This is a genomic window from Streptomyces sp. NPDC021225, assembly GCF_044332865.1.
GTDB lineage: Bacteria > Actinomycetota > Actinomycetes > Streptomycetales > Streptomycetaceae > Streptomyces.
Genome location: NZ_JBIRPV010000006.1, coordinates 566,032 through 578,527, shown reverse-complemented (window position 1 = coordinate 578,527; position 12,496 = coordinate 566,032). Strand labels below are relative to the sequence as shown.

At 71.4% G+C, this 12,496-nt stretch carries 12 protein-coding genes; 4 read left to right on the top strand and 8 right to left on the bottom strand.

What is annotated here, in order from left to right; translation table 11 throughout:
- Positions 1-89: 89 nt before the first annotated feature.
- Positions 90-320: a Sec-independent protein translocase subunit TatA gene (gene tatA, locus ACH4S9_RS28340; RefSeq protein ID WP_398374369.1), complete on the bottom strand. Its 231-nt coding sequence runs from the start codon at positions 318-320 to the stop codon at positions 90-92.
- A 115-nt stretch (positions 321-435) separates the two neighbouring features.
- On the opposite strand from tatA, the gene ACH4S9_RS28335 reads away from it, so the two are divergent.
- A complete protein-coding gene (locus ACH4S9_RS28335; protein ID WP_398374367.1) occupies positions 436-1,947 on the top strand; it encodes an LCP family protein in 1,512 nt (503 codons plus the stop codon).
- Between the two features lie 52 nt (positions 1,948-1,999).
- Here ACH4S9_RS28335 and mgtA read toward each other — a convergent pair whose 3' ends face one another.
- The 4 genes from mgtA to ACH4S9_RS28315 form a co-directional block, all read right to left on the bottom strand.
- Complete coding sequence (gene mgtA, locus ACH4S9_RS28330) at positions 2,000-4,693, bottom strand: magnesium-translocating P-type ATPase (RefSeq protein WP_398374366.1); 2,694 nt, start codon at positions 4,691-4,693, stop codon at positions 2,000-2,002.
- Positions 4,677-5,027, bottom strand: a complete 351-nt coding sequence (locus ACH4S9_RS28325; RefSeq protein ID WP_311722297.1) for a metalloregulator ArsR/SmtB family transcription factor — start codon at positions 5,025-5,027, stop codon at positions 4,677-4,679. Before ACH4S9_RS28325 ends, mgtA begins: the two co-directional genes overlap by 17 nt.
- 98 nt (positions 5,028-5,125) lie before the next feature.
- On the bottom strand, positions 5,126-6,604 hold the full coding sequence (locus ACH4S9_RS28320; protein ID WP_398374365.1) for a hypothetical protein: 1,479 nt from the start codon (positions 6,602-6,604) through the stop codon (positions 5,126-5,128).
- Positions 6,605-6,678: 74 nt separating this feature from the next.
- On the bottom strand, positions 6,679-6,837 hold the full coding sequence (locus ACH4S9_RS28315) for a hypothetical protein (RefSeq protein ID WP_311722293.1): 159 nt from the start codon (positions 6,835-6,837) through the stop codon (positions 6,679-6,681).
- Between the two features lie 207 nt (positions 6,838-7,044).
- Here ACH4S9_RS28315 and ACH4S9_RS28310 point away from each other — a divergent pair, with 207 nt between their 5' ends.
- Positions 7,045-8,229, top strand: coding sequence for a CaiB/BaiF CoA transferase family protein (locus ACH4S9_RS28310; RefSeq protein ID WP_398374364.1), 1,185 nt, complete (start codon positions 7,045-7,047; stop codon positions 8,227-8,229).
- A 58-nt stretch (positions 8,230-8,287) separates the two neighbouring features.
- Here ACH4S9_RS28310 and ACH4S9_RS28305 read toward each other — a convergent pair whose 3' ends face one another.
- Entirely contained in the window at positions 8,288-8,743 is a 456-nt protein-coding gene (locus ACH4S9_RS28305; protein ID WP_311722290.1) for a PaaI family thioesterase, read from the bottom strand.
- A 39-nt stretch (positions 8,744-8,782) separates the two neighbouring features.
- On the bottom strand, positions 8,783-9,454 hold the full coding sequence (locus tag ACH4S9_RS28300; RefSeq protein ID WP_311722289.1) for an enoyl-CoA hydratase-related protein: 672 nt from the start codon (positions 9,452-9,454) through the stop codon (positions 8,783-8,785).
- 237 nt (positions 9,455-9,691) lie between these two features.
- Between ACH4S9_RS28300 and ACH4S9_RS28295 the strand changes: the two genes are divergently transcribed.
- A complete protein-coding gene (locus ACH4S9_RS28295; RefSeq protein ID WP_398374362.1) occupies positions 9,692-10,051 on the top strand; it encodes an ArsR/SmtB family transcription factor in 360 nt (119 codons plus the stop codon).
- Positions 10,052-10,143: 92 nt separating this feature from the next.
- On the opposite strand, the gene ACH4S9_RS28290 is transcribed toward ACH4S9_RS28295, so the two are convergent.
- A complete protein-coding gene (locus tag ACH4S9_RS28290) occupies positions 10,144-10,848 on the bottom strand; it encodes a response regulator transcription factor (RefSeq protein ID WP_311722288.1) in 705 nt (234 codons plus the stop codon).
- A 984-nt stretch (positions 10,849-11,832) separates the two neighbouring features.
- On the opposite strand from ACH4S9_RS28290, the gene ACH4S9_RS28285 reads away from it, so the two are divergent.
- Complete coding sequence (locus ACH4S9_RS28285; protein ID WP_358847697.1) at positions 11,833-12,453, top strand: hypothetical protein; 621 nt, start codon at positions 11,833-11,835, stop codon at positions 12,451-12,453.
- Positions 12,454-12,496 lie beyond the last annotated feature (43 nt).

The following is a 12,496-nucleotide window of genomic DNA, read 5'->3' as shown; positions in this document are numbered from 1 at the left end:
GATGCGCATATTCCAGATGAGTGGGTCCTATGTGATCCAATAACACCGGATCACACAGGACCCGCGGACCGGGGAGACGAACGGACCACTCAGCGTGGCGCGGTGGCGCCACCCTCGGAGGCGGGGCGCGCGGGGGCACCGTCCGGGGCGGCGGCTTGCGCGTCCTCGTTCTTCATGGCCCTGGCCTCGCTCTTCAGAATCCGGAGCGACTTGCCCAGCGATCGAGCGGTGTCCGGCAGCTTCTTGGAGCCGAACATCACCATGACCACGATCGCCACGATCAGCAGATGCCACGGCTCCAGACCGTTGCGCAGGAACATGACCGCATTCCCCTTCCCGTTCACCCGAGATCACTTGCTACATTGCGCAACTATACAACTTTAGGGGGTGGCGTCCGCCGTCCCCTCGGGAGCGGCGCGGGTGAGGGTGCACAGGATGTCGGGCAGCCACAAGGCGGTGGCCGAGCGCCACGGAAGCGGCCAGGCCACGGGCGGGAGGCGGCGGCGCAAGCGCAGCCGTGGACGGGTGGTGGCCGTCGTGCTGGTGTCGTTGCTCGTGCTGATCGTCGCCGCGGTGGGCGGGATCTACCTCTGGCTCAACGCGGACATCAAGACCTTCAGCGGGGACGGAATCAGCCGGGACCGGCCGGCCGCGGGCGCCGGCGGGCAGAACGTCCTGGTCATCGGCTCGGACTCGCGCTCCGGCGACAACAGCAGCTACGGAGGTGGCGAGGGCGACGTCGGGCGCTCGGACACCGCCTTCCTGCTGCATGTGTACGCCGACCGCAAACACGCGGTGGCGGTGTCCATACCGCGCGACACGCTGGTCGACATCCCGCCGTGCCGGCTGCCCGACGGGAAGTGGACCGAGGAACAGAAGGACACCATGTTCAACGCGGCCTTCTCGGTGGGCGAGACGGCCGAGGGCAACCCGGCCTGCACCCAGAACACCGTCGAGAAGCTGACCGGGCTGCGCGTGGATCACACCGTCGTCGTCGACTTCGAGGGCTTCTCCAAGATGACCTCCGCGGTCGGCGGCGTCACCGTCTGCCTCCCCAAGGACATCTACCAGCGCGACCTCAGCCCGAACCGCGGCTCGCGCGGCAAGCTCCTGTTCGGCAAGGGCGAGCAGACCGTCTCCGGCCAGAAGGCCCTGGACTATGTGCGGATACGGCACGGCATCGGCGACGGCTCGGACATCGGCCGCATCAAGCGCCAGCAGGCGTTCGTGGCGAGCCTGATCAAGAAGGTGAAGTCCCAGGGCATGGACCCCACCACGCTGCTGCCGCTCGCGAAGGCGGCGACCAAGTCCATGACCGTCGACCCGGGGCTGGGCTCGGTCGACAAGCTGGTGTCCTTCGCGATGTCGATGAAGGACGTCGATCTGCACAACACCAAGTTCATCACCGTCCCCTGGCGCTACCAGGGCGCCAGGGTCGCCATCGTGCGGCCCCAGGCGGACGCGCTGTGGGCGGACCTCAAGGCCGACCGCACCATCGACGGCAAGGACGCGAGCGGGGGTTCGAAGTCCCGTAAGTCCCCCACGCCGTCCCCGGCCGAATCCTCCGGGAGCGTGTCGGGTGCGGGCATCAGCGTCGCCGTCTACAACGGCACCGGCGTCACGGGGCTGGCCGCCCGCGCCGCCGAGACGCTGCGCGCCGACGGCTTCACCGTCACCGGTACCGCGACCGCCGCCGCACAGGACCACACCACCACCCTCGTCACCTACGGCCCGGGCGAGCAGGAGCAGGCGAAGACGGTGGCCCGGGTCTTCCCGGGGGCGCGGCTCCAGCCCGCCGACGCGCCCGGCATCAGCGTCACCCTGGGTCAGGAGTACGCCGCGGACCCCTCCCCCAGCGCCTCGGCGCCCACCACGCTGCCCTCCGAGGTCGCCGACACGGCCCGCTCGGCCGACACCGACCCCTGCTCCGACCTCTCGTACGGATGACGGCACGGAGGACGACACGGACAACGGCACGGATGACGGCCCCGCCGCCCGCTCACCACCGGCCTTCGGCGCGCCTGTCCCAGTGCGCCCTGGCCGCCGCCAGCCCCGCCGCGTACAGCGCGAGGACGGCCGTGAGCAGCAGGTAGTAGACGGGCGGCAGGGCGGTCATGCCCAGCACGGACGCCAGGGGCGACAGCGGCAGCAGCACCCCGATGACCGCGAGCGCGGTGGCGGCGAGCCGTATCGGCACCGGCATCCGGCCCTCGCCGTCCCGGCCGCCCCTGCGCAGCACGACCATCACCAGCGCCTGGGTGAGGAGGTTCTCGGTGAACCACCCGGCGTGGAAGGCCGCCTGGCCCTCGATATCGCCGGCCCCGGGCACCGCGAGCATGAGCACCCCGAAGGTGGCCAGGTCGGCGACGGCGTTGAGCAGTCCGAATCCGGTGAGGAAGCGGAGCAGATCGCGCGGGCGCAGCACGGTCGGCCGCGCCAGGGCCGCCGGGCCGGGCCGGTCGAAGGCGAAGGCGAGCTGGGCGGCGTCGAAGCACAGGTTCTGCGCCAGGACCTGCGGCGGCAGCATGGGCAGAAACGGCAGCATCAGCCCGGCGGCGAGCATCGCGATGACGTTGCCGAGGTTGGAGGAGAGTGCGATGCGCAGATACGTGATGATGTTGCCGGTGCTGTGCCGCCCCGCCGCGATCGCGTGGTCGATGGCGGTGAGGTCCTTGGCCGCGAGCACGATGTCGGCGGCGTCCCGCGCCACATCGACGGAGTCGCGCGGGCAGACGCCCACATCGGCGGCGCGCAGCGCGGGAAGGTCGTTGACGCCGTCGCCGAGGAACCCGGCGGTGCGCCCGCCCTCGCGCAGCGCGCCGACGATACGGGCCTTGTGTTCGGGGGTGCAGCGCGCGAAGACGGTGGTCTTCTCGGCCAGCTCGGCCAGGGCCGCGTCGCCGAGGCCGTCGATCCGGTCGGCGGTGACCACCGGCCCGGCCAGGCCGAGTTCGCGGCAGGCGCGGGCGGCGGTGCCCGGGTGGTCGCCGGTGAGGACCTTGACGGTGACCCCGCGGCGGGCGAGGTCGCCCAGGGCGTCGGCGGCCGTCGGCCGTGGGGCGTCACGCAGCCCGACGAAGCCGATGAAGGTCAGTCCCCGCTCGTCGGACCGGCTGTACGGGCCGGGGCGGGCCGGGCGTTCGGCGAGCGCGACGGCCAGCAGCCGCAGGCCGTCGGCCGCCAGCTCCTCGGCCCGGCGCAGCAGCCGGTCCCGGCCCGCCGCGTCCAGCTCGGTGTCGCTGCCGCCGGTCCGCACCCGGGCGCACCGCCCGAGGACGTCCTCGGCGGCGCCCTTGACGACCAGGGTGTGCAGGCCCGTACGGCCGGGGCGGCGGACCACGGCGATGGAGCTGCGGCGCACCGGGTCGAAGGGCAGCGCGGTGACGCCGTCGTAGTCCAGCAGGTCGTCGTAGTCCGCGACGGCCTCCAGGATCGCCTCGTCCAGGGTGTCGGGGGCGGGCAGGTCGGCCAGCTGGAGGGCCCAGAAGCTGTTGACGGCGGCCCAGTGGAGCACCGTCGGGTCGTCATGGCCCTCGGCGTCCAGGTGGCGGTCGAGGACCGGCCGGTCCTGGGTGAGGGTGCCGGTCTTGTCGGTGCACAGAACGTCGACGGCGCCGAGGTCGTGCAGCGCGGGCAGCCGTTTGACGATCACCTCGCGGTCGCGGGCGAGCCGGGCCGCGCCGCGGGCCAGCGCCGAGGTGACGACGACCGGCAGCATCTCGGGGGTGAGACCGACGGCCACCGCCACCGCGAACGGCAGCGTCTCCACGCCACGCCCGTCCAGCGCGGCCCCGGCCAGCAGCACCAGCGGCGGGGTCAGCAGCATGAAGCGGACGAGCATCCAGGAGATGCTGTTGACCGAGCGGTCGAAGGCGGACGGCCGCCGATGCCGGAGCAGCCCGCGGCGGGTCGCGGCGAACCGGGTGTGCTCGCCGGTCGCGACCACGACCGCGGTGGCGCTGCCCGACGCCACACTGCTGCCCTGGAAGCACAGGTGCGGCTGCTGGAACGGGGCCGGGCCCGCGGCGCCGGGGGCGTCCACGGCGTACTTGGGGACGGGCGCGGACTCTCCGGTCAGCGCCGCCTGGTGCACGGTCAGCCCGCTCGTACGCAGCAGCCGGGCATCCGCCGGGACCAGGTCGCCGGGGCCCAGGCTGATCACATCGCCGGGCACCAGCTGATCGACGGGGATCTCACGGGAGCGCGGCTCGGCGGACGCGGCGGCTCGGCGCCGCACGGTCGCGGTGGTGGCGACCAGCTCCCGCAGCGCGGCCACGGACCGGTCGGCCCGGTGCTCCCCGCCGGCCCGCAGCACACAGCTGACCACCACCAGCACGACGATCACACAGGCGGTCCCCCAGGAGGCGACGGCCGCGGACACCAGCCCCAGGCACAGCAGCACGCTGGTGAAGGGGTCCCGCAGGCTGCGGGCGAACCGCCCCCGCCAGGAGGCCGGGCGCCGGTCGGGCACCACATTCTCCCCGCACCTGCCCAGGCGCTCCTCGGCCTCGGCCTCCACCAGCCCCCGGGGCCCGCTCCCCAGCCTGCGCAGGGTCTCCAGCGAGGTGAGGCGGGCCAGGTCCCGGACGTCCGGGACGCCCGGCGGGGCGGCCGTCGCCGTGGCCGGGCCGGCACCGCCCGAGGCAGAGCGGGTGGTGCCGGCTTCCGCGGTGTCCTCAGGCGCCCAGACCACGGACACGCTCCGCCGCCGGGTGGCCGGCGCGCTCCGCCACCTGCCCGACCAGCCACCGGACCATGGTCACCACATCCGGGTCGTCCAGCAGATACACCACCCGGCGCCCCTCGCGGCGGGACCGGACCAGCCCCGCCAGCTTCAGCTTCGCCAGATGCTGGCTCACCGCGGGCAGCGCGCCGCCGACCCGCTCCGCGAGCCCGCTCACATCGCTCTCGCCGTGCGCCAGCACCCACACGATGTGCAGCCGGGCGGGGGAAGCCAGCAGTCCGAAGGCCGCGGCGGCCTCCGCCAGCACCTCCGCGGGCGGATCCTCGCCGACGCCGTTCGCCACTGTCGCTCTCCCGTTCGCCCGACCCGATCGGCCCCGTCCGCCGAAGGCCCCAGTTTAGGTGCCCCCGCCGACAGCACCGGTGAGAGCGAGTCGCGCGGCTACCCCTCGCCATCCCGGCGGCCCGGGCACCCGGCCGTCACCGGCGGCGGGCGACGGGGTGCGGACAGGCCGGGGCGGCCGGGTTCCACCGGGGCCGGTCCCAGGGCGTGGAACGGCCAGGCCGCCCCCTGGGCGGAGTGCGGGGGACGGTCGAGCAGCCGGTGGCAGGCGGCCCGCCGGTCCTCCTCGGTGTCCTGCGCCAGGGTGAGCTCCAGGGCGTGGGCGCGGAGCAGGTCGTGACGGTGGTACCGGCCCGGCGCCTCCTCGGTCACCAGGTGGGCCCGGCCCAGCTCCGCGAGCAGCGGCCGGACCCGCCGCTCCGGCTCGCCCAGCAGCCCGGCGGCGAGGGACGGGGTGACCTCGGGCCCCGGTTGGAGGCCGAGCAGCCGGTACAGCCGGGCGGCCCGCGGGGGGAGGGAGCGGTACGACCGGGCGAACGCCGCCCGCAGATCGATCTCCGGATCGCCGCCGCCCAGCGCGTCCAGGACCCCGCCGGCGTCCCGCATCTCCTCGACCAGCGCGCCGAGCGGGAACTGCGGACAGGTGCCGGCGCGTGCGGCCACGATCGCGAGGGCGAGCGGGAGCCGGGCGCACAGCGCGCCCAGCCGGTCGGCCGCCTCCGGTTCGGCCGCCACCCGGGCCGCTCCGAGGCGGCCGCCCAGGAACTCCCGGGCCTCGCGGGCCGACAGCGGGTCCAGGGTGACGGGCCGGGCGCCCTCGGCGGCGACCAGGCCGACCAGCCGGGTCCGGCCGCCCCGGGCACGCCGAACGCCTCCAGCACCCCGGCCGCCGCCTCCGCCGGGTACAGCGCGGGCCCGTCCGGCCCGCACCGGCGCAGCGGCACATACAGCTGGCCGTCGGGGAAGTGGTCGCGGACACGGTGGGCCCAGTGCACCGCCGGCGACGTCTTGCCCACCCCCGGGCCGCCGCCGACCGCGGCGACCGCGGTGGTCGTACCGGCCGCGAAAAGCCCGTCCAGGCTCTCCAGCTGCTCGTTCCTGCCGACGAACAGCGGGACGTCGGGAGGCAGTTGCCGGGGCACGGGGCTCCGGCGGGGTGTGCGCGACCAGGCCCGTCCACACCTGGAGCAGCCCGGGTTCGGGTGCCACGGAGAAGACCGGCAGGCCGAGCACGGGGTCGTCGTCGGGCGCCTCGCCGTCCCGCACCCGCAACATGGTCTGGGCCGCCACCTCGGTCAGCGGCAGCCAGTCGGGGCAGCCTTCGGCGAGCCAGCGGAAGGAGGTCCCGTCCCACTTCACAAAGCAGTCCAGCGGCGGGTAGAGGTACCAGCCGTACCCGGAGGCGGCGCGGAACGGTTCGCAGAAGGAGACGGCGCGGAACGCGACGGTGCCGAGCGCCGCGGGATCGGCCACGGTCGGCGGAACGGCTCCGTCGAAGCAGGAGCGGAACGAGAAGAGCGTCATGAGCCGGGTGTTGCCTTCTTCCTCGAGCTTCCTGCGGCTTCGTGGAGCTTCCACGAGCTTCCTCAAGCGCCGGCGGACCGGACGGCCTTGAGCGCCGAGCGGCGGTCAAGGCCGTCCGGGGAGCCTGCTCAGCGCCGGGCGCCACGCACCGCGTCGACGAGCTCCGAAGAGCTGCGCGCGGCCGGCCAGCCGAGGCTCATCCGGACCGGAACCACCAGCGCGTCCCGCAGAACCGTCGTCTCCACGGCGGAAGCCGGCGCCTTTCCCGCCGTCTTTGCGTTCCCCATGACAAATCCTCCTACGGTGGTGTACCAGGGCTTGCCCGACCATGCTGGCGCACGTCACTTCGCGTCCGCTTCGAAAGCACTTTCTTTTTCCTCCGGCGCCGCGGAGCGTTGGCGGCCGCGGACGGGCTCGGTGCCATGTCGCCCTCCTGAGCGGGCGTGTCCCGCCCCTAGCATGGCGGCAGCCGAAAACATCGCGATCGGAGTCCGATGAACGCGCTGCCCCTCGCCGGAATCACGGTGATCGCCTGCGAGCAGGCCGTCGCCGCGCCACTGGCCACCCGCCATCTCGCCGATCTCGGCGCCAGAGTCATCAAGGTCGAGCGACCGGGCACCGGGGACTTCGCGCGGGGCTACGACGAGACGGTGCGCGGCATGTCGAGCCACTTCGTGTGGCTCAACCGGTCCAAGGAAAGCGTCACCCTCGATCTCAAGCACCCCGACGCCAAGGAGGTCGTCCACCGCCTGATCGCGGGCGCCGATGTGTTCATCCAGAACTTCGCCCCCGGCGCCGCTGAACGGCTCGGCCTCGGCGCCGAGGAACTGCGCGCCCGGCATCCCCGTCTCATCACCTGTGCCATCTCCGGGTACGGCTCCAGCGGCCCGTATCGCGACGCCAAGGCCTACGACCTGCTCATCCAGGCGGAGGCCGGTCTGGTGTCCGTGACCGGCAGCGAGGAGACACCGGCGAAGAGCGGAATCCCGGCGGCCGACATCGGCGCCGGGATGTACGCCTTCTCCGGCATCCTCACCGCCCTGTACGAGCGGGAACACACCGGCGTCGGCGCGGCGCTGGAGATCAGCCTGCTCGACTCGCTGGTGGAGTGGATGGGTTATCCCTTCTACTACGCGGAGTACGGCGGAACTCCCCCGGGGCGCACCGGAACCAGCCACGCCGCCATCGCCCCGTACGGCACCTTCACCGCGGGGGACGGCACCGACATCGTGCTCTCCGTGCAGAACGAACGTGAGTGGGCGGCCTTCTGCCGACATGTGCTGGACCGGCCCGAGCTGGCCGCCGACGAGCGCTTCGACACCGGGAGCCGGCGGGTGGCACACCGCCGTGCGCTGGAGGAACACATCGCCGAGGTGTTCTCCGGGCTGACGGCAGAGCAGGTCCAGCGGCGCCTGGCCGCGGCGCGGATCGCCCACGCCCGACAGCGCGGGGTCACCGAGATCGGCGCGCATCCGCAGCTCGTGGCCCGGGACCGGCTGACCGAGGTGGGGTCGCCGGTCGGGCCGCTGACCGCCGTGCTGCCCGCCATCGGGCTGCCGGGACGCCCGGCGCGCATGGACCCGATCCCGGCGCTCGGGGAGCACACGGACACCGTCCTGGAGGAGCTGGGCTACGACAGCCGGGCCCGGGACCGGCTGCGCGCCGAGGCCGCCGTGTGACAGCGGTCGCGCGCACGGTGAGTGCGACCGCTGTCAGGGTTTCGAACGTCAGGGTCTCTCAGTCGGCGGGCCGCAGGACGAGGCAGGTCGTCGTGGCATGGGCGATCAGCTTCCCCTGGTCATCCATGACCCTGCCCTCGGCCGTGGCGGTACGGCGGCCGGCGTGGATGACGGACCCTTCGGCCGTGAGTGTCTGTCCGCCGGTGTGGGCGGCCCGGATGTAGTTGACCTTGAGTTCGAGGGTCGTGAAGCTGACACCGGCGGGGAGAGTGGTGTGCACGGCGCAGGCCATGACGGAGTCCAGGAGGGTGGCCGCGATGCCGCCGTGGACGGCGCCGAGGGGGTTGGCGAAGTCGGGCCGGGTGTCGAGGGAGATGACCATGCGTCCGTGTTCCACTTCGTCGAACCGCATGCCGAGCAGCCGGCCGATGGAGGGGATGTCGGTGGGGCGCTCGGACTGTATCCAGCGCATCAGTTCCAGGCCGGACAGCGCGGCGAGATCGGTGGTGGACACGGGTGGCTCCTTGCTGTGGTGGTGGCGCGAGTCGCGGTATCAGCCCAGGGGGCTGGTGGTGTCACGCAGGGCGGCGAGGACGGGGGCGTACATGCGGGCCTTGATGGTGCCGAGGGTGTCGCCCGCCTTGCCGGTCTGGGCCCGGGCGATCTCGAGGGCGGTCACCCGGACGGCGTCCTCGTCGACGGCGCGGTCCGCGATCCCGGCGGCCGCGGCGTCGTGGCCGCCGAATCGGCGGGCGGAGACCATGGCCTCGTGCGCGGTCTGCGGGGCCAGCCGGGCCTGGATGAGGGCGGACATGCCCGGGGTGAAGGGGATGTTGATGTCGGCTTCGGGCAGACACCAGTAGCCGCGGTCGGCGCGCATCACGCGGAAGTCATGGGCCAGGGAGAACATGGCTCCGGCGGCGAAGGTGTGTCCCTGGAGCGCGGCCACGGTGACCACCGGGAGGGACAGCAGGCGCGCGAGGAGTTCATGGACGGAGACGACATAGTCCTGGTGCTGGTCGGCGTGGGCGAACAGCCAGTCCAGATCCAGGCCGTTGGAGTAGAACTTGCCGGTCGCGGCGGTTACCAGGGCCCGGGCCCCTTCCGCCTTCTCCACGGTGTCCAGAGCGGCGTTGACGGAGGCGATCCAGTCGGGGTGGAAGCGGTTCTCGTCCGTCCCGAGGTCGAGGACGAAGACATCGTCCTGGCGGTCGAGTGTGGGCATGGGGCTCCCTCAGGCTGAGTGGGGTCCGGGGCGGGTGGATCCGGGGCGGGTGAGCTGCGGGGTTCGTCGTCGGTCGCCACGGCCGCCGCCAGGGTCGGGCAGCCGCATTACTTACCGGTAAGTTATGCCGTACGTCATAGACCACGCAAGAGCCGCCGCCACCAGGCCGGACACCACTTGTTCGACGCGGGTCGCACTATGGCCTCATCGCGCCCCAGCCGCCCCGAAGGAGTCGCCATGGCCCGCGCACGAAACTCTTCACGGACCGTGGAGCACCCCTCCATGGAAGAGATCTCACTCCAGCAGCTCCTGGAGGCACTGGCGGATCCGGTGCGGCGCCAGGTGGTGTCCCAGCTGGCCCGGGCCGGCGAAGACCTGAGCTGCGGCACCTTCGACGCGCCGGTGTCACGGTCGACGCTGACCCACCACTTCAACGTGTTGCGGGAGGCCGGCGTGATCCGGCAGTACTACGTGGGGACGGCCAAGATGAACACGCTCCGCGCGGACGAGATGGAAGAGCGCTTTCCCGGACTGTTGTCGGCACTGGTGACCGCGTCCACCCTGGAAGCGGGGGCCCCCGCACCCTCGCGCACATAATTCGATGCCGATCAACATTCGACAGCCATCGCGAGGACATCGCCGAGGCCCACCTGGACGGCCGGATGAGGGCCGTCCAGGTCGCATGGCGCCTACGCGCTGTTGACCGCCTTCGGCATCGGACCCGCTGCCCGCTGGCGCGGTATGACCAGGCCGAACTCATAGCTCAGCGCCACGGCCTGGGCCCGGCTGCTGATTTCCAGCTTCCCCATGGCGCGGTTGAGATGCGTCTTCACCGTCGCCTCGCTGATGTGGAGCATCTTGGCGACGGTCGCGTTCCCGTGCCCCTTGGCGACCAGCTTGAGCACCTCGGCCTCGCGCATCGTGAGCGTGGCCAGCCTCGATCCGTCGTATTCGAGCGGCGTGGTGCGATGGGTGCAGATGTCGATCAGGCGCGACATCACACCGGGCGAGAAGACCATATTGCCGCGGGCGGCGGCCGTGACGGCCGCGGTCATCTGATCCGCGGGGATGTTCTTCAGGAGAATACCGCGGGCCCCTATATGGAGGGCCGAATATATGTCGTTGTCATCCACGGTCGACGTCACGAGAAGCGCGTTCGGCGCGTTCTCCGGGGCGGCCTCCAGGATGCGCTGGATGGTCTCCGCCCCGCCGAGATCCGGTAGATCGGTGTCGATGATGACGATGTCCGGCCTGATGCTCTCGGCCAATGCGCAAGCGGATTCGCTGTCCGCGGCCTGAGCCACGACATTCAGCCCCGACACCGCGTTCAACAGCGCGGAAAGCCCAAGCCTTGTCCAGGGATGTGCGTCCGCGATGAGTAATGTGGTCTCCACATCACACTTTCCCCCGCTGATCAAATTGTCCTCCTCCGGGCCGCACCGGCCGGCCAGGCGCCAGAAACCCACACTTTGGCCCGGCAGCCGAGGCAGTCAGCATTCCAGTCTCGACGGAGAATACCGAGATTACTTTAGGTAATCTCTGAACAAAGATCCTGGCACGCGTCGGTGGCACGCGCAAGGAAAACCCGTCCACACATGCCATCGGGCCGCGCGTAAGTCGGTGGAAGTCAGGCATTCCAGGTGCACAGGTGATGAAGGACGCGGATGGGGTCCTTGCCGCGTTTTCGGAGAGGCCGCGAACGGGGGCGCGGCGCCGGCTCCCCGAGAACTTCACGGGCGGCGACGGGCCCGCTCGGCGCGGTCGCGGCGGCTTCCACTCCACGCGGTAGCCAAAGGAGGCCTTCGCACCGACGGCCCAATGCCGGACAGCGGGCGACAAACCCAATTCCACCAGCAACAACGCATGGTGCTGACATATCGTCTCACACATCGCCGGACCGGCCCATCCCGGCCCGACTCACCATGTGGGAGTACAGGCGGAGTGGATACGGTCGAGGGTGGACTACCGGCATCCGCAGAGAGTGCAGTTACGGCTACACCGACCGCTGTATGTTCGCCATTGGCCAGGTTGATACGTTCAGCAGCACGCCAGTGGAAAACGGAGTTCCTTATCGGATAATTGTTCCCCTGCTGGGGAGAACACGCAGGTGGAGGTTTCCGTTACGTGAGCTTGCCTCGTGTCACCAGTGGAACGTTGTCTATCGCCCGGTTCACGTTTACCTCAGGAGAGTCGGCCGAATTTCTGAGCCCTGTCGATTCCGACTTCGAAGCGGAGCCGGTCGTGGAGGGACACGAGCCGTCGCCGGGCGGAAATGCACAGGACGCCCCGATCGGGATCGCCGCCGACTGGCTGACCGGTGTCTGGCAGCAGTGCACGGCCAGGTCTCCCGCACTACCGCAAAGTCCAGATGGGAAGTAATGAACGTGATCGAAGTGAAGACGTCCACGGACCTGGACGTGATTGTCGACATCCTCACTGCGGCATTCCTTGAGGACGACCCGGTCGTGAGGTGGCTGATACCGCCCGGCACTCCGGAGCGGGAACGTCACCTCCGCGGCTTCCTGCGCGCCTGGGTGAAATTCATGCTGGACCACGAGGGGACCGCCATCGTCACCTCGGACCACGGTGGTGTCATCGTGTGGGAGCCCTACGAGAGGAAGACCCCCATCCCCCCGGAGGACGAGGAGGCGTTCCTCGCCGACATCTCCGCTTCCACCGGCCCCGCCGAGAAGCGCTGCCTCCAGCTCATCGAACTGCTGGACACGCACTACCCGGACGACCTTCCGCCCCATGGGCATGTCGCGCTCGCCGCCGTCCGCCCGGACCGGGGCATGGAGGTCAGGACCGCCCTGACGGACGAGCTGGTGCGCCTGTCCCTCAGCCTCGACCTCGGGGGCTACTGCGAGGCTTCGTCCGAGCGGAACGCCCTGCTGTGGGAGCGGCTCGGGATGAAGCGCCGCGGTGAGCCGATCCGGCTGCCCGAATCCGATGTGGCCTTGATCCCCATGTTCATTCCGCCGCCCGGGTACCAGGGCTGAGCGTCACCGCCCCGGCAATGACCGGCTCAAAGGGGGGCCTGTT

What these genes read in the sequence shown, in the direction of transcription:
- tatA (WP_398374369.1), bottom strand. Translation starts at nt 320, where the DNA reads ATGTTCCTGCGCAACGGTCTGGAGCCGTGGCATCTGCTGATCGTGGCG.
- ACH4S9_RS28335 (WP_398374367.1), top strand. Translation starts at nt 436, where the DNA reads ATGTCGGGCAGCCACAAGGCGGTGGCCGAGCGCCACGGAAGCGGCCAG.
- ACH4S9_RS28315 (WP_311722293.1), bottom strand. Translation starts at nt 6,837, where the DNA reads ATGGGGAACGCAAAGACGGCGGGAAAGGCGCCGGCTTCCGCCGTGGAG.
- ACH4S9_RS28310 (WP_398374364.1), top strand. Translation starts at nt 7,045, where the DNA reads ATGAACGCGCTGCCCCTCGCCGGAATCACGGTGATCGCCTGCGAGCAG.
- ACH4S9_RS28300 (WP_311722289.1), bottom strand. Translation starts at nt 9,454, where the DNA reads ATGCCCACACTCGACCGCCAGGACGATGTCTTCGTCCTCGACCTCGGG.
- ACH4S9_RS28295 (WP_398374362.1), top strand. Translation starts at nt 9,692, where the DNA reads ATGGCCCGCGCACGAAACTCTTCACGGACCGTGGAGCACCCCTCCATG.
- ACH4S9_RS28285 (WP_358847697.1), top strand. Translation starts at nt 11,833, where the DNA reads ATGAACGTGATCGAAGTGAAGACGTCCACGGACCTGGACGTGATTGTC.